Source organism: Streptomyces sp. NBC_01210 (assembly GCF_036010325.1).
Lineage (GTDB): Bacteria > Actinomycetota > Actinomycetes > Streptomycetales > Streptomycetaceae > Streptomyces.
Genome location: NZ_CP108549.1, coordinates 4144040 through 4161702, shown reverse-complemented (window position 1 = coordinate 4161702; position 17663 = coordinate 4144040). Strand labels below are relative to the sequence as shown.

At 71.3% G+C, this 17663-nt stretch carries 14 protein-coding genes and 1 pseudogene; 9 read left to right on the top strand and 6 right to left on the bottom strand.

Going from position 1 to position 17663, the window contains the following annotated elements; genetic code table 11:
- Positions 1–113: 113 nt before the first annotated feature.
- Positions 114–1625, bottom strand: a complete 1512-nt coding sequence (locus tag OG735_RS18675) for a class I adenylate-forming enzyme family protein (protein WP_327324331.1) — start codon at positions 1623–1625, stop codon at positions 114–116.
- Positions 1626–1818: 193 nt separating this feature from the next.
- Between OG735_RS18675 and OG735_RS18670 the strand changes: the two are divergent.
- The 4 genes and pseudogenes from OG735_RS18670 to OG735_RS18655 all read left to right on the top strand — a co-directional run.
- A pseudogene (locus tag OG735_RS18670) lies at positions 1819–1947 on the top strand (amidohydrolase family protein); the annotation flags it as partial.
- Positions 1947–3116, top strand: a complete 1170-nt coding sequence (locus tag OG735_RS18665; RefSeq protein ID WP_327324330.1) for an acyl-CoA dehydrogenase — start codon at positions 1947–1949, stop codon at positions 3114–3116. The pseudogene OG735_RS18670 and the gene OG735_RS18665, both read left to right, overlap by 1 nt.
- The gene (locus OG735_RS18660; protein ID WP_327324329.1) at positions 3101–4021 is read left to right on the top strand and encodes an acyl-CoA dehydrogenase family protein; all 921 of its coding nucleotides are present in this window, start codon (positions 3101–3103) and stop codon (positions 4019–4021) included. Before OG735_RS18665 ends, OG735_RS18660 begins: the two co-directional genes overlap by 16 nt.
- A 400-nt stretch (positions 4022–4421) precedes the next feature.
- Positions 4422–4886 carry an ATP-binding protein gene (locus OG735_RS18655; protein ID WP_327324328.1) on the top strand — a complete coding sequence of 155 codons (465 nt, stop codon included), beginning with the start codon at positions 4422–4424 and terminating at the stop codon, positions 4884–4886.
- A 158-nt stretch (positions 4887–5044) separates the two neighbouring features.
- Here the strand turns inward: OG735_RS18655 and OG735_RS18650 are convergent, their stop codons facing one another.
- Positions 5045–5971: a cyclase family protein gene (locus OG735_RS18650; protein WP_327324327.1), complete on the bottom strand. Its 927-nt coding sequence runs from the start codon at positions 5969–5971 to the stop codon at positions 5045–5047.
- An 83-nt stretch (positions 5972–6054) separates the two neighbouring features.
- Here OG735_RS18650 and OG735_RS18645 point away from each other — a divergent pair, with 83 nt between their 5' ends.
- From OG735_RS18645 to OG735_RS18630, 4 genes are all read left to right on the top strand, one after another.
- Positions 6055–6966 (top strand): SDR family NAD(P)-dependent oxidoreductase, encoded by a 912-nt coding sequence (locus OG735_RS18645; RefSeq protein ID WP_327324326.1) that lies wholly within the window; start codon positions 6055–6057, stop codon positions 6964–6966.
- A gap of 465 nt (positions 6967–7431) precedes the next feature.
- Positions 7432–8625, top strand: a complete 1194-nt coding sequence (locus OG735_RS18640; RefSeq protein ID WP_327324325.1) for an acyl-CoA dehydrogenase family protein — start codon at positions 7432–7434, stop codon at positions 8623–8625.
- On the top strand, positions 8622–9671 hold the full coding sequence (locus OG735_RS18635) for a Zn-dependent alcohol dehydrogenase (protein WP_327324324.1): 1050 nt from the start codon (positions 8622–8624) through the stop codon (positions 9669–9671). Before OG735_RS18640 ends, OG735_RS18635 begins: the two co-directional genes overlap by 4 nt.
- 173 nt (positions 9672–9844) lie before the next feature.
- On the top strand, positions 9845–11086 hold the full coding sequence (locus OG735_RS18630; RefSeq protein ID WP_327324323.1) for an MFS transporter: 1242 nt from the start codon (positions 9845–9847) through the stop codon (positions 11084–11086).
- Here the strand turns inward: OG735_RS18630 and OG735_RS18625 are convergent.
- Positions 10997–11962 (bottom strand): GlxA family transcriptional regulator, encoded by a 966-nt coding sequence (locus OG735_RS18625; protein ID WP_442812618.1) that lies wholly within the window; start codon positions 11960–11962, stop codon positions 10997–10999. The genes OG735_RS18630 and OG735_RS18625 overlap by 90 nt on opposite strands.
- A 158-nt stretch (positions 11963–12120) precedes the next feature.
- Here OG735_RS18625 and OG735_RS18620 point away from each other — a divergent pair, with 158 nt between their 5' ends.
- On the top strand, positions 12121–13500 hold the full coding sequence (locus OG735_RS18620; RefSeq protein ID WP_327324321.1) for an MFS transporter: 1380 nt from the start codon (positions 12121–12123) through the stop codon (positions 13498–13500).
- Here OG735_RS18620 and OG735_RS18615 read toward each other — a convergent pair.
- From OG735_RS18615 to OG735_RS18605, 3 genes are all read right to left on the bottom strand, one after another.
- A complete protein-coding gene (locus tag OG735_RS18615) occupies positions 13490–14119 on the bottom strand; it encodes a flavin reductase family protein (RefSeq protein ID WP_327328366.1) in 630 nt (209 codons plus the stop codon). The genes OG735_RS18620 and OG735_RS18615 overlap by 11 nt on opposite strands.
- Positions 14120–14241: 122 nt before the next feature.
- A complete protein-coding gene (locus OG735_RS18610; protein WP_327324320.1) occupies positions 14242–15057 on the bottom strand; it encodes an enoyl-CoA hydratase/isomerase family protein in 816 nt (271 codons plus the stop codon).
- Between the two features lie 31 nt (positions 15058–15088).
- Positions 15089–17320 carry an acetate--CoA ligase family protein gene (locus OG735_RS18605; protein ID WP_327324319.1) on the bottom strand — a complete coding sequence of 744 codons (2232 nt, stop codon included), beginning with the start codon at positions 17318–17320 and terminating at the stop codon, positions 15089–15091.
- Positions 17321–17663: the final 343 nt, after the last annotated feature.

Sequence of the window (17663 nt, the reverse complement as noted above, 5' to 3'; positions counted from 1 at the left end):
CCGGACCTGCCGGGCCCGGGCCGGGACCCGAGCCCGGACCTGCCGGCACCCGAGCCGGACCTGCCGGACCCGAGCCCGGACCTGACGGACTCGCCGGACCCGCCCCGCACCCGTCACGAATACCGCTCCCTGAGCTTGTACTTCAGCACCTTCCGCAAGGTTTCGTTCCGCGGCAGCCCCTCCACCACCTCCAGCTGCTCCGGCAGCTTGTGCACCGACAGCCCCTGTTCGCGCAAATACGCCGTGAGGGCGCCGAGGCTCAACTCCTCGGCGCCCTCCGGCTGCTCCACCACCGCGCAGACCCGCTCACCCCGCTCGGCGTCCGGCAGTCCGATCACCGCCACGTCCCCGACGGCCGGGTGCTCGTGCAGCAAGTCCTCGATCTCCTTCGCCGAGATGTTCTCGCCCTTGCGGATGATGACGTCCTTGATCCGGCCGGTGAGGACGAGATGCCCGGACCCGGTGACGTACCCCAGGTCGCCGGTGAGGAAGAAGCCCTCGCCGTCGAAGGCGGCGGCGCTCTGGGCCGGATCCAGATATCCCTGGCAGACGGCCTCGCCGCGCAGCCGTACCTCGCCGTCCACGATCCGTATCTCCATGCCCTCCGGCGGCCGGCCCTCGGTCGTGGCGAGCATCTCCACGGTGTCGTCGGGGGCGCCCATGGTGATCATGGGGACCTCGGTCATGCCGTAGCCGTGCGTGAGCTGGCAGCCCATCTCGCGTACGACGGCGTGGTAGATCTCCGGCGGCTTCGGCGCTCCGCCGCCGGCCAGCAGCCGCAGGCTGGGGATGAGCTTGTGCTCCGGCCGTTTGCGCTGCTCGGCGAGGAACATCGAGTAGAAGGCGGTGGAGCCGCCCGCAACCGTCACACCGTGGCTGCGGTAGGCCTCGAGTGCGGCGGGCAACGCGAACTGCTCGAACATCACCGCCGGGAAGCCGTACAGCAGCAGCATCACCGTGTAGTCGGGCCCGGCGATGTGCGCGAAGGGGAACGCCATCGAGCCGACGTCGTCGGACGACAGCTGCAGCGCGTGGGCCAGGCAGGAGCCGCCCGCGATCAGCGAGCGGTCGGTGTGCAGCACGCCCTTGGGGTCCGAGGTGGTGCCGGAGGTCCAGTAGATCCAGCGGGCGGATGTCCCGTCGGCGGGCGGCGGCGGCAGTACGGAGGGATCGGCGTCGGGCAGCGTGTCGTACGCCTCGAAGACCAGCGGCGGCTCGGGGAGCTCCAGCGCGAGGCGGTGCGCCATGCCCGCGTGGTCGAAGCCGCGCCAGGTGCCCGGCACGGCGAAGAACTCCGCCCTGGACTCCCGTAGCGCGAAGCCCACCTCGCGGTCCCGGTAGAAGGGGATGACCGGCGACTGTACGGCCCCGATCCGGGCGAGCGCGAAGGAGAGCAGCGCCGTCTCGATCCGGGTCGGCAGCTGCCAGGCGACCACACTGCCGGGCCGCACCCCCAGTTCGTACAGCCCCGCGGCGACCCGTTCGGAGCGGTCTCGCAGCGCGCCGAAGGTGAGGCTGTGGTCGTCCTGGATCAGCACCGGGCGGTCCGGGGTGAGCCCGGCGCGGCGTTCGACGAGTTCCCAGAGCGTGCGCGATTCACCCAGGGCGTGTGCGGTCTCGTTCATGCCCGGCCCCTCCATTGCTGACGGATAGTCAGATCGTGCGGAGAGCGTAGGGCTCACCGCCTTGTCGGTCCAGGGGCGCGGGGCTAGCCTGCTTTCTGACTGGCCATCAGATCGGCTGTCGGATTCGCCATCCGACACGCCAACGGACTCGCCGCGGATTCCGTACGCCGGAGGGGACACCAGCATGGGACTGCCTCGGATCGTCAGCGTCGACGACCATGTGATCGAGCCCGCCCACCTCTCGGGCCTCGACGACGAGACGGTCCACAAGCTGATGCGCGGCAATGCGATCCGGATGCCCGACCTGGACCTGGACCGGTAGTGGACCTCACGTACACCGAGGAAGAGGAGGGCTTCCGGGCGCGGCTGCGCTCCTGGCTGGCGCTGTCGCTGCCGAAGCTGCCGCCGAAGCCCGATCCGCTGGACTGGCCGGGCCGGCGGTCGTACGACACGGCCTGGCAGCGGATGCTGTACGACGCCGGATACGCGGGCCTGCACTGGCCCGTGGACGCGGGCGGCCAGGGTGCGACGCCGACCCAGCATCTGATCTATCTGGAGGAGACGGAGCGGGCCGGGGCGCCGTACGTGGGCGCGAACTTCGTGGGACTGCTGCACGCGGGCCCCACCGTCGCCGCCGAGGGCACGGCCGAGCAGCGCGCCCGCTGGCTGCCGCCCGTGCTGCGCGGCGACGAGGTCTGGTGCCAGGGCTTCAGCGAACCGGACGCGGGCTCGGACCTGGCGTCGCTGCGTACGAAGGCCGTCAGGGACGGGGACTCGTACGTGGTCACCGGCTCCAAGATCTGGACCTCGCACGCAGAGGTCGCCGACTGGTGCGAGCTGCTGGTACGGACGGACCCGCAGGCGCCGAGACACCGCGGGATCTCCTGGCTGGCGATGCCCATGGACGCGCCGGGGGTCACGGTCCGCCCGCTGCGCACGCTCGCCGGGTCCGCGGAGTTCGCGGAGATGTTCCTCGACGAGGTCCGCGTTCCGGTGGCGAACCGGGTCGGCGAGGAGAACGACGGCTGGCGCGTCACCATGGTCACCCTCTCCTTCGAACGCGGCACGGCCTTCGTCGGCGAGGTCGTCGCCTGCCGCCGCACACTCGGCGAACTGGCCCGCAGGGCCCGGCGGAACGGCCATTGGGACGATCCGGTGCTGCGCCGCAGACTCGGCCGGCTCAACGCGGAGTTCCGCGCACTGTGGCGGCTCACCCAGTGGAACGTCAGCGAGGCGCAGAACGCCGGCGGCGTACCCGGCACCGGCGGTTCCGTCTTCAAACTCCGCTACTCGCACGCGCGCCAGGAGCTGTACGACACGGCCGCCGAGGTGCTCGGTCCCGACGCGATGGACCTGGACGAGGAGTGGACAGGCGACCGGCTCTCCTCGCTGTCGTACACGATCGCCGCGGGTACCTCGCAGATCCAGCAGAACATCGTCGCCGAGCGGATACTCGGCCTTCCGAAGGGGCGCCGATGGACTTCCGGTTGACGGACGACCAGCGTGCTCTGCGGAGCGGCGTACGGGAGCTGCTCGCCGGCCGTTTCGGCCGCGACGCGCTCAGGGCGGCCGTGGACCGCGAGGGCACCGTCGACCGGGAGCTGTGGCGGGAGCTCGGCGCGGCCGGGTTCTTCGCGCTGCGGCTGCCGGAGGAGGAGGGCGGGGCCGGGCTCGGACTGCCCGAGGCGGTGCTGCTCTTCGAGGAGGCGGGCCGGGCGCTGCTGAACGGACCGCTGGTCGCGACCCATCTGGCGGCGGGCCGGCTGCCGGGCGCCGCGGACGGCACGCAGGTCGTCACCTGCGGCACCCAACTGCGCGGCCTGATTCCGCACTTCACCGACGCCGACGCGGCAGTCGTCATCGATGGGGCGGGGATGCGGATCCGGTATCCGAAGGATCTGCCCCACGCGCGGCAGTTCCGGTCCATGGACCCGCTCACCCCGCTGCACCGGATCCCGGACGGTCCCATGGTCCCGCCACGCCCGGACGCGATCCTTCTCACCGCCGCCGAACAGCTCGGCAGCGCCGCTCGCACCACCGAGATGGCCGTCCAATACGCCAAGGAACGTGAACAGTTCGGGCAGCCCATCGGAGGCTTCCAGGCAGTCAAGCATCTGTGTGCCCAGATGCTCGTACGCACGGAAGTGGCCCGCGCCGCCGTCTACGCGGCGGCGGTCACCGAGGAGTTCACCGAGATCGCCGGCGCCAAGCTGCTGGCCGACGAGGCCGCCGTCCAGGGCGCCCGCGACTGCCTCCAGGTGTTCGGCGGGATGGGCTTCACCTGGGAGGCGGACGTACATCTGCATCTCAAGCGGGCCTGGCTGCGCGAGCAGATGTGGCTCACCGCGGCGGAGTCGGAGGAGATCCAGGCCGAGGCCTTGGCCTCAGCACTCTGAAGCGTCACCGAGAGTTGAATGAACGTCGATACCGGGTTGTGTCCTTCACGTGACTCGTCACGGCCCGGAGTCGGGGCCGGGCTCCGGTACTCTCCGTGGGATGCGAGTGGTTCCGAGGCCGGGCTCTGCCGGTGTTGCCCCTGCGGCGGCTCCGGGACCGGGAATGTGCTCCGTTCGCCCTGTGCGGGTACGGGCTGCGGGCCTCTGTTCGACTCTCCGCAACGTGCGTCGCACAGTATGCACCACGGGTACTCTTTCGCGCTGGAATATGCCCGAAGCGCTTGTTGCGGTGACTGTACGTCAACCATGCTGTCTTGCAAGGGAGTCACTTTCAGTGACCTTGTTCAGGACCTTGTCGAGGCGCGAGGCGATGTGTCCGCCGGTTCGGATGGTGTGAGCGGTGCAGGTGCTTCTGGTTCAGTTGGAGGTCGGGCCCGATCCCGCGGAGGTGGGGCGCGCCCGCAGGTGGGCTCGTTCCAGGCTCGCCGGGTCCGGTATAGGGGACGACGAGCCGCTGGCCGACACGCTGATCCTGCTGATCTCGGAGCTGGTCACCAACGCCGTCGTCCACACCGGCTGTCCGGCCGTGCTGCGGATGCTCTTCGGGGCGGGCGTGGCCGAGGCCGGGACCGTACGGGTGGAGGTCGCCGACATCAGCGCCCGTCCGCCGCGGCCACGCCATGCCGAGGGCGACGACACCAACGGCCGCGGTCTTGAACTGGTCGACGGACTCGCCGACCGGTGGGGCTGGCAGCCGGAGGGCGCCGGCAAGTCCATCTGGTGCGAGGTGGACAGGGGCGCACCGGCGGTCGCGGCGGGGGCGTACGAGCAGCCGGGAGTGCGGGGTTATGTCACCGCGCCGTAGGGCGCGGGACAGCAGCCCGGGACAGCAGCCCGGGACAGCAGCCCGGGACAGCAGCCCGGGACAGCAGCGCGGGACAGCAGCCCGGGGTCGCGGTCCGGGACGGCCGCCCTGGGGTCGCGCAGTCCGGGTTGCCGCCCTTTGTCTGCCGGTGACGGCCGTCAGAGGATCGCGACCGGGGCTACGGGGGTCCCCGTACCGCCGACGAACGGCTCCGGCATCGCGGACAGCAGGAACGCGTACCGCCCGGTTTCCGCACAGGCTGTGGACAACTTTTCCAGATTCCAGTTCTGGCCCTGCAGCATGCCCATCTCGACAAGGTCCAGGGCATGTACGGGCAGCCAGAGGTTCTCGATCTCCGGCGGGAAGATCTCGAAGGTGAGGGTGTCGTTCGCGACGGCGGCGACATCGTGGGCGTGGAACCACTCGGGGGTACGGACGGACAGGCCCGGGGACGGGTATCCGTAGCCGTGTTTGTCGCCGCCGAGGCAGACCTGGATCTGTCCGGTCCGTACGAGAACGATGTCACCGGATTTTATGGTCAGGCCGGCGAACTCCGCGGCCTCGTCGAGGTCCTCGGGTGTGACGGCGTGGTCTCCGGGCAGTCGGTCCAGACCCTTGGCGCGCGCCACATCGAGCAGTACGCCGCGCGAGACGATGTGGCGTGCCTTGTCGATACCGCTGAACTGTGCGCGGGTGTGCGCGGTGATGGTGTCGGCGGGGCGGCCGTTGTAGATCGTGCCGGAGTGCGATGCATGGGTCAGCGCGTCCCAGTGGGTGGCGGCCTGCAGACCCATGGTCACGGCGTCGTCGCTGGTGGCGACGGTGCCGGGGCCGAACAGCTCCTGGTTGATCTGGACCATGGTGTGCAGCGGGTTCACCCGGCCCGGGATGAGGCCTGTCTGGACGCCGTCCTGCTGCAGCGGCAGCGCGAGGGCGACGCGGCGCCCGCCGCGGACTTCGGCGGCGGCGTTCCTGACGACCTCGTCGGTGATCAGGTTGAGCGTGCCGATCTCGTCGCTCGTGCCCCAACGCCCCCAGTTGTTCACGCGTTTGGCGATGTCGTGAAACTCGGCCGGCAGTGACATCGGGCCTCCCGGGTCTTGTGCTCGAGTATCTGACTGACCGTAGAATCTAACGGTCCGTCAGAAATCGCGGGAAGGGGCCGGACGTGGGGAACTTCTTGGCAGGCAAGGTCGTCGCCGTCACGGGTGCGGGGCGCGGCATCGGTCGGGCGGTCGCGCTGGCCGCCGCGGCGGAGGGCGCACGGGTCGTCGTCAACGACTACGGCGTCTCGATCGAGGGCGGCGAGCCGACGAGTGAGATCGCCGAGGCCGTGGTCAAGGAGATCGAGGCGGCGGGCGGAGAGGCGGTCGCGGTCGCGGACGACATCTCGACGATGGCGGGCGGTCAGCGGATCGTGGATGTGGCGCTGGCGCAGTACGGCCGTATCGACGGTGTGGTCTGTGTGGCCGGGATTCTGCGCGAACGGATGCTCTTCAACATGTCCGAGGAGGAGTGGGACCCGGTCGTCGCGACGCATCTGAAGGGGACGTTCACGGTGTTCCGGGCGGCGTCGGCGGTGATGCGGAAGCAGGGCGGCGGAACCCTGATCGGGTTCACCAGCGGCAACCACCAGGGGAGCGTGGCGCAGGCCAACTACTCGGCGGCGAAGGGCGGGATCATCTCGCTGGTGCGGAGCGCGGCGCTGGGCCTGAACAAGTACGGGGTGACGGCGAACGCGGTGGCGCCGGTGGCGCGTACGCGGATGTCGGCGAACGTCCCGATGGAGCTGAAGGAGATCGGGGAGCCGGAGGACGTGGCGGCGCTGGTCGTGTATCTGCTCTCCGAGCGGGCGCGGGAGGAGCGGATCACGGGCCAGGTCTACACGATCGCGGGCCCGAAGATCGCGGTGTGGGCGCAGCCGAGGGAACTGCGGGCCGGTTATGCGGAGGGGGCGTGGACCCCGGAGAAGATCGCGGACTTTCTGCCGGGGACGGTGGGGGTGGACCCGATGCCGATGCTGGCGCGCTTGGAGGAGATGGCGCGGGCGGCGACGTCGGGTGAGCGCCCGAACGCCTAGCGGGGCCCGGGTTACGGGGCCCCGCCCCGGACCCCGCGCCTCAATCGCCGGCGGGGCTGCTGTTGGGGCTTCGGCCCCCGGGCCCCGCGCCTCAATCGCCGGCGAGGCTCCTGTTGGGGCTCCGCCCCAAGCCCCGCTCCTCAATCGCCGGAGGGGCTGGGATATCCGCCGGCGAGGCTGGGATGTCCGCTGGAGGGGGCTGGGATGTCCCGCCGACGGGGCTGCTGTGGGGCTCCGCCCCAAGCCCCGCTCCTCAATCGCCGGAGGGGGCCGGGATGTCCCGCCGGAGGGGCTGGATTGTCCCGCCAGGATGGGCGGGGCAATCCAGCCCGTCCGGCGATTGAGGACACTCCCCCTACGCCCTGCGGGCGTGGGGGGACCCCCTGGAGGGCGTCCGGGGGCCTGGGGGCTTGCCCCCGGTTCGGGAAGGGGCGGGGTGGGGAACTTCAACTCCTTGGAGGAGACGTGGACTTCGCGTTCGGTCCCGCGGACCAGCAATTCCGCCGCGAGGCACGGGCCTGGCTCGACGCCCACCTCGTCGGGAGCCACGCCGACGCCGCCCGCCACGGCGGCCCCGGCAGCGAGCACGAGCGCGTAGCGGCCCGCCGCGCCTGGGAGCGGGAGCTCGGCCGAGCCGGGTGGATCGGGCTCGGCTGGGGCGAGGACGGGTACGGGAACCGGCAGGCCACGCTGACCCAACAGGTCGTCTGGGCCGAGGAGTACGCCCGCTCCGGCGCCCCCGGCCGCGTCGGGCACATCGGCGAGAACCTCCTCGCGCCCACTCTCATCGCGTACGGCAGTCAGGAGCAGCAGGACCGCTTCCTGCCCGCCGTCGCGCGCGGCGAGGAGCTCTGGTGCCAGGCGTACAGCGAGCCCGGCGCGGGCTCGGACCTCGCCGGGGTGCGGACCGCCGCCGTACGGGACGGTGACACCTACCGGATCAGCGGACAGAAGATCTGGACCTCCCTGGCGCACGAAGCCGACTGGTGCTTCGTCCTCGCCCGCACCGAGCCCGGATCACAGCGCCACCACGGCCTGTCGTTCCTGCTCCTGCCCATGGACCAGCCGGGCCGTGTCGACGTACGGCCGATCCGCCAGATGTCCGGCACCGCGGAGTTCAACGAGGTCTTCTTCGACGGCGCCCTCGCCGCCGCCGGACATGTCGTCGGCGGCGAGGGCAACGGCTGGCGCGTCGCCATGGGCCTGCTGGCTCTGGAGCGCGGCGTGTCGACCCTGGTCCAACAGATCGGGTTCGAAGAGGAGTTGGCGCAGGTCGTCCGGCTGGCAGTCGAGAGCGGCGCCGCCGACGACCCCGTACTCAGAGACCGTCTCGTACGACAGTGGGCCGAACTGCGCACCATGCGCTGGAATGCCCTGCGCACGCTGGGCAGTTCCGAGGAGGACCCCGGAGCCCCCAGCGTCGCCAAGCTGCTCTGGGGCGGCTGGCACCAGCGGCTCGGCGAGCTCGCCATGGCCGTACGCGGTGCGAGCGCGGCGGCAGGTCCGTACGACTGGAGCGCCGAGAACCCGTACGAACTCGACGTCCTCCAACGGCTGTTCCTCTTCACCCGCGCCGACACCATCTACGGCGGCTCGGACGAGATCCAGCGCAACATCATCGCCGAGCGGGTGCTCGGCCTACCGAGGGAGCTCCGATGAGAGGCGTCGTCTTCGACGGCAAGCAGCCGCAGGTGGTTGACGATCTGGAGATACGGGATCCGGGCCCCGGTGAGGTCCTGGTCGCCGTCGCCGCCGCCGGGCTCTGCCACAGCGATCTCTCGGTGATCAACGGCACGATCCCCTTTCCCGTGCCGGTGGTCCTCGGGCACGAGGGCGCGGGCGTTGTCGAGGCGGTCGGCGCGGGCGTCGGCCATGTCGCGCCCGGCGACCATGTCTCGCTCTCCACCCTCGCCAACTGCGGCGCGTGCGCGGACTGCGACCGCGGCCGGCCCACCATGTGCCGCAAGGCGATCGGGCGGCCCGGCCGACCCTTCTCGCGCGGTGGCGAACCGCTCTACCAGTTCGCCTCCAACTCCGCCTTCGCGGAGCGGACGATCGTCAAGGCCGTCCAGGCCGTGAAGATCCCCTCCGACCTGCCGCTGACCTCCGCCGCGCTGATCGGCTGCGGGGTACTGACGGGAGTCGGGGCCGTACTCAACCGCGCGAAGGTCGACCGCGGCGACACCGTCGTTGTCATCGGTACGGGCGGCATCGGGCTCAACGTCATCCAGGGCGCCCGGATCGCGGGCGCGTCCGTCATCGTCGCGGTGGACTCGAATCCGGCGAAGGAGGGGGTGGCCCGGCAGTTCGGGGCGACGCATTTCCTCGAATCGGCGGTCGGCGTACGGGAGATCCTGCCGACCGGCGCCGACCACGCCTTCGAGTGCGTCGGTCACACCGCCCTGATCCGCCAGGCGATCGATCTGCTCGACCGGCACGGCCAGGCGATTCTCCTCGGTATGCCGGCGGCGACGGCGGAGGCGTCGTTCGTGCCGGCGGCCATGTTCCTGGACAAGTCCATTCTGGGCTGCCGTTACGGATCCTCGCGCCCGCAGCACGACATCGCTCTCTACGCCGAGCTGTACCGGCAGGGCCGGCTGCTGCTGGACGAACTGGTCACCGAGACCTATCCGATCGAGGACTTCGCGAAGGCGGCGGACGACGCACACCACGGGCGGGTTGCGCGCGGCGTCCTGACGTTCTGACCCTGACGCTGTGCCCTCCGGGCCCCCGGGCCGGCGCTGAGCACGACCCTCAGCACGACCTTCGGCACAAGCCTGAGCGCGGCGACCGGCAGCACGAGCCTGAGCACGCGCCCTGCGCCGACCCCCGGAAAACTGGTTGAGCCCGCCCCACCGGTCCGCGCTACGGTCGCCCCATGCCCTACCGCGAACTGGCCACTCGGCCCGTGCTGACCTGGTCACTTGTCGCCGTCGGGGCACGCTCCCCGATCGCGATGGCGCCGCTCGCACTGGTCTTCCTGGTGCGCGAGCGGCCCGGGGGTTACGGGCTGGGCGCCACGCACGCCGCCGTCTACGTGCTCGGCGAGATCCTCGGCGCGCTGCTGCTCGGGCCCCGCCTCACCCCGGAACGCGCCCGTTTCCAGATCGCCGCCGGCCTGGTCGCCGGTGCCGCCGCCTTCGCCGCGCTGGGGGTCTTCCCGCATGAACACCCCGTACTGCTCGGCGCGTTCGCACTGACCGCCGGTGCCGCGCCCGCCGCGTCGCCGGGCGGTCTTCGTACCATGCTGCTCTCGCTGGTTCCCGAGCGCGCCGCCGCTCAGGCCATGAGCTTCGAGGCGACGCTCACCTTCGTCATCTGGGCCGCGACCCCGGCGCTCGCCACCTCTCTCGCTCTCGGCGTGAATCCGTCCGTGCCGCTGCTGCTCGCCGCCGGGCTCGCCGTGTCGGGGGCCGCGGGCCTGTGGGCGCTGCCTGTGGGATGGCAGGCCGAGGAGGCCCCCGCCGACGGCGGCTCGACGCTGCGCGTACTGGCCGCCGCCTGGCCGGTGTTCGTCACGGGCGCGGCCGCTATGGGCCTGCTGGCCCTCGCCGAACTGGTCCTGCCGGCCCTGCTGGAGCAGCGCCACATCGCGGTCGGCTGGGCGGGCCCGCTGCTCGCGGGGTACTCGGTGGCCGCGGCCCTCGGCTCGTTCGGCTACGGCCTGCGAACCTGGCCGGGCCGGGTCCGTACACAGAGCCTGGTGCTGCTCTTCGCCGTCTCCGCCGTGGTCGCGGCGGTCGCGCTCGTACCGGCGCTCGTCGGCGTCGCGGTGGGCCTGCTGCTGGCCGGGGTACTCACGTCCGGGGTACAGCTGACCCGTACGCTCGCGCTGCGCCAGGCGCTCCCCGCGCGGACGCTCGCCGCCGGCTTCTCGGTGATGTACGCGGCCGCGGGCGTCGGTTACGCGGCGAGCGCGACGCTGTCGGGCGCGCTGCTGAGCGTCGCGTCGCCGTCGGCGGCGATCCTGGCGGGCGTGGGGCTGACGGTCGTACTGGCCGTGGTCAGCGCCCTGGGGGAGCGGCGGATGTCATCCGCCACCGAGGCCGCTGTCGTTCAGGACTCCCGCGCGGAAAGTGCGGCGGTAGACGGTCGGCGGGACGCCGAGCACCGCCTGTAGGTGCTGGCGCATCGACTGCGCCGTACCGAAGCCCGCGTCCCGCGCCACCTGGTCGACCGACAGCTCCGTCGATTCGAGCAGATGCCGGGCCCGCTCCACACGCTGCTGCGTCAGCCACTGGCCGGGGCTGACGCCGACCTCCTCGCGGAAGCGGCGCGTGAACGTTCGTACGCTCATGGACTCCTGTTCCGCCATGTCGCGCAGCTGGATCGGCTCGTGGAGGCGGCCGAGCGCCCAGCCGCGTGCGGCGGTTGTGGTCGCCAACTGCGGTTCGGGGAGCGGGCGTTGGATGTACTGGGCCTGCCCGCCGTCCCGGTGCGGCGGTACGACGCTGCGCCGGGCGACGTCGTTGGCCACGGCCGCCCCGTGGTCGCGCCGCACCATGTGTACGCACAGGTCGATGCCGGCCGCGACGCCCGCCGAGGTGAGGACGTCGCCGTCGTCGATGTACAGCACGTCGGGGTCGACCTTGACGGAGGGGAAGAGGCGCTGGAAGAGGTCCGCCCAGTGCCAGTGGGTGGTGGCGGGCCGGCCGTCCAGATAGCCGGCGGCGGCGAGGACGAAGCTGCCGGTGCAGATGGACGCCATACGGGTGCCGGGGCGGACATGACGGAACGCCTCGGCGAGCTCCTCGGGGAGGCGGCCCTCCTGGTAGAGCACATCGGGCTCGTACGCGGCGGGCACGATCACCGTGTCGGCTTCGGCCAGTGCCTCCGGGCCGTGCTCGATGTACAGCGAGAAGTCCGCCTCGGCCTGCACAAAGCCTGGTGTCGGCGCGCAGGTGACGACCTCGTAGAGATGGTCGCCGCCGGGGGAGAAGGCGCGGTCGAAGATGCGGTGGGGGATCCCCAGCTCGAAGGGGATCACCTGGGGCATGGCGAGGACGGCGATGCGGTGCTTCCTGGTTGCGGAGCTCGTCGTCTCGCGCCTCGTAGTGGTGGAGCTCGTCCTGTCGCGTCTCTTCGCGTCGGCCATGGCCCGATCCTAACGAACGCTGTCCTTCGGGCCACTCGTTGGCGGTGATCGATCCCCGGATGCTGGGTGACGTGACCCAGACAACCGCGCCGCACGGCGGCCCGCAGCCCCTTCGTCGTCCTCCCCGTATCCATCGCGCGTGGTTCGTCGCTGTCGTCACCTTTGTGACGATCATCGGTGCCGCCGCCTTCGCCTCGCTGCCGGGCCTGCTGATCGAGCCGCTGCACGAGGAGTTCCACTGGTCGCGCGGCACGATCGGCTTCGCGGTCTCGGTGAATCTGGCGCTGTACGGGCTCACCGCGCCGTTCGCCGCGGCGCTGATGGACCGCTTCGGCATCCGCCGGGTGGTCGCGGTCGCGCTGACGGTCATCGCGGTCGGATCCGGACTGACCGTCTTCATGACGACGTCATGGCAACTGGTGATGTACTGGGGCATTCTGGTCGGCCTGGGCAGCGGTTCGATGGCGCTGGCGTTCGCCGCGACGGTCACCAACCGGTGGTTCGTGCAGCGGCGCGGACTGGTCACCGGCATCCTCACCGCGGCCGGTGCCTCCGGCCAGCTCGTCTTCCTGCCCCTCCTCTCCTGGCTGGTCGAGAACCACGGCTGGCGCCCGGCCTCGATCACGGTCGCGCTCTCGGCTCTCGCCGTCGTCCCGTTCGTCTGGCTGCTGCTGCGGGACCACCCGGCGGACGTGGGCATCGCGGCGTACGGCGCCGAGGGCTTCACGCCGAAGCCCGACCCGGTCCCCGGCGCGGCCCGCCGCGCGGTCACCGTCCTGTTCCGGGCGGCCCGCACCGGCCCGTTCTGGCTGCTGGCAGGCACCTTCGCGATCTGCGGCGCCTCGACGAACGGCCTGGTCAAGACCCACTTCGTGCCCGCCGCCCACGATCACGGCATGCCGATCACGGCGGCCGCTTCGCTGCTCGCGGTGATCGGCGTCTTCGATGTCGCCGGCACGATCGCCTCGGGCTGGTTCACCGACCGCTTCGAGGCGCGGCGGCTGCTGGCCGTCTACTACGCGCTGCGCGGCATCAGTCTGCTCTTCCTGCCGATGCTGCTGGCGCCGTCCGTCCACCCGCCGATGATCTTCTTCATCGTCTTCTACGGCCTGGACTGGGTGGCGACGGTCCCGCCGACGATCGCCTTGTGCCGCGAGCACTACGGCGACGACAGCGCGATCGTCTTCGGCTGGGTGCTGGCCTCGCACCAGGTGGGCGCGGCGATCGTGGCCTTCGGGGGCGGCCTGGCGCGGGACACCTTCGGCTCGTACGACGTGGTCTGGTACGCGTCGGGGGCGCTGTGCGCGGCGGCGGCGCTGATGGCGCTGGTGATCCGGCGCAAGCCGCTGCCGAAGCTGTCACCCGTGTCACCGGTGTCACCCGTGTCATCTGTGTCGCCGGCGAAGCCGACGACCGCGGCCGACACGGTCACGCGCTGAAGCGCCCGAACCTTCCCCGGTGGAAAAGCAGCGGCGCGCCCTCGTCGTCCGCGTTCCCGTCCGTCGCGCCCAGCGCCGCCACCCGGCCCACGACGATCAGATGGTCCCCGCCGGTGTGCACGGTCTGGATAGTGCAGTCGATCCAGGCCGGTGCGCCCTCCAGGAGCGGCGACCCGGTCACCGGCGCTCCGGTGTGCGTGACCCCGGCGAACTTGTCCGCGCCGCTCACCGCGAAGCCCCGGCACAGCTCGCCCTGGTCCGCGCCAAGGACGTTGACGCAGAAGGCCCCGGCGCGGGCGATGCGTGGCCAGGTCGTCGATGTACGGGCGACCATGAAGGCGACCAGCGGCGGGTCGAGCGACAGGGAGGCGAAGGACTGGCAGGCGAAACCGGCCGGTCCGTCCTCGTCGTACGCCGTGATGACGGTGACGCCGGTCGCGAAGTGCCCCAGTACCCGGCGGAATTCGGCCGCGTCGACGGGCAGCCGCTCGTCGTCGCCGACGGCCCGCAGGTCCGGGCGCGGCAAGGCGTCGAAAGCCTCGCCGACCGGGGCGGTGGCCGGGTCCGTGGCCGTGGGAGCCCCCACGGACCTGAGGTATCGGACGGCGGTGGCCGCCATCCCTGCGTGTCCCATCACACCCCCATTGAACCTGACGGTTCGTCAGATTGGAAGAGTGTCCGCGCGGCCCGCGCTCAGAGCTCACAGCTGACAGCTCAGGCGATTGGTGAGCTGTTGAGCCCTTAGAGCCCGCGGTACTGAGGCGTGCGGCGCTCCACGAAGCTCGCCACGCCCTCGTTCGCGTCGCGCGTCATCATGTTGATCTCCTGTGCGGCGGCCTCGGCGGCGAAGGCCGACGCCCGGTCGGCGTCGAGTGAGACGTTCACCAGCTGCTTGGTCAGCGCGAGCGCCCTCGTCGGCCCCGCCGCCAGCCGCTCCGCCCACTCGCGAGCGGTCTTCTCCAACTCCTCCGCCGGTACGACCCGGTTGACGAGTCCGATCCGCTCGGCCTCCGCGGCCGGGAGCGCGTCGCCGAAGAACATCAGCTCCTTCGCACGCTGCGGCCCGATCAGCCGGGGCAGCAGATACGCACCGCCGCCGTCCGGGACGAGCCCCCGCCGTACGAACACCTCGATGAACCTGGCCGGTTCCGCGGCCAGTACGAGATCGCAGGCGAAGGCGAGATGCGCGCCGATGCCGGCGGCGGTGCCGTTGACGGCGGCGATCACGGGCTTCTCGCAGTCGAGTACCGCCCCGATCAGGCGCTGTGCGCCGAGCCGGATCGTCCGCGCCACGTCCCCGGGGATCCGCTCCCGAGCGGTCGGCGGAGTCCCGCGGAGATCCGCGCCCGCGCAGAACCCCTTGCCGGTGGCGGTGATGACGACGGCCCGGACCTCGGGGTCGGCGGAGGTGGCCTCCAGCAGCGCGATGATCCGTTCCCGCTGGTCCCAGGTGACCGCGTTCATGGCCTCGGGGCGGTTGAGGGTGATCCACGAGACCGCGTTGTCAGTGCTGTGCAGTATCAATGACTCAGTGGATTCTTCGGGGGAGGAAGTCATGGGGGAGCAGCTCCGATTCGTACGGCCGAGGTCACCGGCAGACGGCCAGCGCGTCCAGCGCCACCGCGCCCTGCCCGCGCGGCAGCACCATCAAGGGGTTGATGTCCAGCTCCGACAGTTCGTCGCCCAGCTCCAGCGCCATCCGCTGGACCCGCAGCACGACCTCCACCAGCGCGTCCACATCCACCGGCGGGCCGCCCCGTACGCCGTCCAGCAGTGCGCGGCCGCGCAGTTCGCCGAGCATCGCGCGAGCCTGGTCCTCGCCGAAGGGAGGTATGCGTACGGCCGCGTCGTGCAGGACCTCCACCAGCACCCCGCCGAGGCCCACGGTTACCGTCGGGCCGAAGAGGCCGTCCTGGGTGACCCCCACGACCATCTCGACGCCTCGCTCGACCATCTGGCAGACCAGGATCCCGTCCAGGCCGACGTCCTCGTAGCGGGCGATGTCCGTCAGCTCGCGGTAGGCGTCGCGGATCTGGCTGGCCGAGGTCAGCCCCACCTTGACCAGGCCGAGTTCGCTCTTGTGGGCGAGCTGTGTGCCGGACGCCTTCATGACGACCGGGTAGCCGACCAGGCCCGCCGCCCGCACCGCCGCCGCCGCGCTGGTCACCAGCTGCTCGCGCGGCACCCTGATCCCGTACGCCCGAAGGAGCTGCTTCGCCGCGTGCTCGCTCAGCTGCTTGCCCGGGCGCATCAGTGCCTGCGCCTTGCGGAAGGAGGGCGAAGGGGTGCGCGGCGCCTCGTCGAAGGGCGAGCGGTAGCCGGCCCTGAAGCGGTGGTGGTCCAGATAGGCGCGCACGGCGGTGATGCAGTTGGCGAACGTACGGAAGGTGGCGACCCGCGAGGATCCCAGCAGCGTCTCGCGGTACGCCGCCTCCGTGCCCACGGGGGATCCCCACACCACGCAGACCAGCTTGTCCGTGGCCTCCGCCGCGTCCACCAGGTCCTGCGCCAGTTTGTCGCTCATCGGCGGGAAGGGGCCGGTGATCGGGCAGATCAGCACACCGACATCGGGGTCGGCCAGGATCGCGTCGATGATCTTGCGTCCGCGCCAGTCGCCCACGGGGTGCCCGCCGTTGTCGACGGGGTTGGCCACACTCAGATACTCCGGTATCCACTCGTGCAGCTCGGCCTGCTTGGCCTCGCAGAGCTGCGGCAGCTTCAGCCCGGCCGCTGTCGCGAGGTCCGAGAAGTGCGCGCCGGTGCCGCCCGAGATCGAATAGACGACGACCCCTTCGGCCAGGGGCCTGCGTGCCCGCGCCAACAGGGCTGAGGTGTCCTGGAGTTCGTCGAGCCCGTCCACCCGGACCACGCCGAACTGCCGCATCGCCGCGTCCACCACCTGGTCCGCGCCCGTCAGCTTGCCGGTGTGCGAGGCGGCCATCCGCGCGCCGGCCTCGGTACGCCCGACCTTGACCGCGATGACCGGCACCCCGCGCCGCGCGGCCCGGTCGGCGGCGAGCAGGAAGGACCGCCCGTCCTTGAGCCCCTCCACGTAACAGGCGATGGCCCCGACCTCGGGGCGCTCGGCGAAGTACGAGATGAAGTCGGCGGTCTCCAGGTCGGCCTCGTTGCCGGTCGGCGCCCAGTGGGAGAGCCGTACGCCCAGCTCCTGCATGCTGAAGACGGGCCGACCCTGGTGCCCGGACTGGGTGATCAGCGCGATCGCAGGTCCGTCGAGGTCGTCGCGGAACTTCTCGAAGGCGTTGAGATTGGTGTTCGGCCCGAGCAGCCGCAGCCCCGACCGCTCGACGGCGGCCGCCAGCCGCCTCTGCGCGGCCGCGCCCTCCTCGCCGGTCTCGGCATACCCGGAGGCGAAGGCCACCGCGAACTTCACCTTGGCCTCCGCGAGTTCCCCGATCACCGGCAGCGGGTCGGCGACCAGAAGCACGGCGAGATCGACCTGCTCGGGCAGGTCGCTGACAGAAGGGACACAGCTCAGCCCGAAGACGGTCTCCCGGGTGGGATGCACCGGATGGAGCCGCGCCCCGACGCGCTCGGCCCAGCCGATCAGCTGCCGGGTGATCCCGGCATTGGGCCGCCCCTCGCTGTCGGACGCCCCGACGACGGCGACGGAGGAGGGCCGGAAGAACCGGTCCAGATCGGGCACGGGTGCGTACAGCGGCCGCCCGCTGACGTCCAGATCGCCGTCGGCCGCGGTGGCCGAAGCTGTGTCGTGGACGGCATTGCGGGGGTGCTCCCCACAGGCCACCACTCGGGCACGGAGGTCGGAGGTGAGGGTGCCGTGAGTAGATCCAAGCATCGCTGAGCCCCGCTCCTGCTCGTTGGCCTAGGTAACTGACGCATAGTCAGATTACAGACCTGACGACTCGTCAGGAACAGTCCTGCGGGCAAAGCCTGGTGACGACAGGGGATTGCAGGTTCGCAGGACCGCGCGCGCAGTTCTCAGGGATGGCGTCGGCCGCTCACGATGGGCCGCTGTCCCACCCGTACCCAAGTGAGTGATCCCGCTATCCCACGGCCTTCGCCGTGGGGGAGTGTTTCGGCCAGCCGGACTCCCGTATTCCTGTCGAGCGGCGAGCCGAACTGCGACGAGCTCCTTGCGGGTGCGGTGGGCGAACTCTCGGCCGGCCGGCCGGTGTCGC